The 1,284-nt window shown below is 66.8% G+C and carries 1 protein-coding gene and 1 pseudogene; one reads left to right on the top strand and one right to left on the bottom strand.

Translation table 11 applies throughout. The features are described 5' to 3' along the window. On the bottom strand, positions 1 to 374 hold a 374-nt coding region (locus tag JCM19049_RS14490), incomplete at its 3' end, for an MFS transporter (protein WP_279403289.1). Positions 375 to 586: 212 nt separating this feature from the next. Between JCM19049_RS14490 and JCM19049_RS14485 the strand changes: the two are divergent. Next, positions 587 to 1,091 (top strand): annotated as a pseudogene (locus JCM19049_RS14485) (amino-acid N-acetyltransferase). Positions 1,092 to 1,284: the final 193 nt, after the last annotated feature.

The raw sequence follows: 1,284 nt of genomic DNA, 5'->3' as shown, positions 1-1,284 counted from the left end.
GCCAGCACCCGGTTGGTGACCCCGTTGGGGAACGACTGCGCCAACCCGGACAGCGCCGCGGCGGCCAGCAGCAGCAGATAACCGCCGGGCAGGGCCGCCAGCCCCATCGATACCGCGGCGGCGCCGAAGATCAGCAGCATCAGGGTGCGGTCCGGCTGCCGGTCGCTGAACTTGCTGAACACGGCATTGCCGACCGCGGCGAAGCCAAAGCAGACGGTGGCCAGCAGTCCGAACTGCGCCTCGGAGATGCCCAGCTCCCGAATGATCAGGTCACTGGTGGCACTGAGCCCGTAGTTCAGCAGTGGGGCGATGCCCACCGCGCTGAGCAGCACCGCCAACAACCCCAGTCCGGGACGTCGCGCGCCGGTGTGCATGTGGCCCCATCCTCCTTTGCGCCCGCCATCGGGTTGAACCCCACCAGTCTGGCACAGCGCTGCCTCGCCCAGCGGCTTGCGGCAGGATTCTTACAACAGGCCGCCTTCCGCCCGGCCGCCGCACCCAGCGGGCAGGAAGGTGGGCAAACAGATCCGAAATACAGGGGTAAACTTCGCCAGCTGCCCACGGTGCGGGGCATAGGATCAATAAGGTGAGTTCTTTTACCGTCCGTCCCGCCCGCACCACCGACGTCCACGCCATCCGCGATCTAGTCCGGCCCCTGGCCGAGCAGCGCATCCTGCTGGACAAGGAGGCGGTGACCTACTACGAATCCATCCAGGAGTTCGTGGTCGCGGAGGACGCGGCAGGGCAGGTCATCGGCTGCGGGGGGCTGCACGTGATCTGGGAGGACATCGCCGAAGTGCGCACCCTGGCCTCCGCCGAATCCTGGCGCGGGCAGGGAGTGGGCACCGGCTGATCAACGAGTTGCTGCGCCGGGCCCGCGATCTGGGGGTGCACCGGATTTTTTGCCTGACCTTCGAGGTCGAGTTCTTTGAACGGCATGGCTTCAGCGTCATGGCCGACCAGAGCGCCGTTGACCCGGCGGTGTATGCCGAACTTCTGCACTCGCGCGATGAGGCGTGGCCGAGTTCCTGGACTTGGCAAGGGTTAAACCCAACACCCTGGGCAACACCCGCATGATTCTGCAGTTCTGATGCCCCCGGACTGTCCGGCCTAGCTGGGCAGCACGATTCCTTCATCGCCGCTGGCCGCCAGGCCGTCGGCCAGTAGTCCGGACAGCGCCCGCTGGCGCTGCTGGAGCGGCGCATCAAGCTTCTGCAGCGGCGTGAACACCGGGTCTTGCTGCATCGCCAGGTCGGCCAGGAACACGGCGGGATCCACGGCCTG

It is taken from the genome of Arthrobacter sp. JCM 19049 (assembly GCF_001310435.1).
This window is presented reverse-complemented; position numbering and strand designations above follow the sequence as displayed.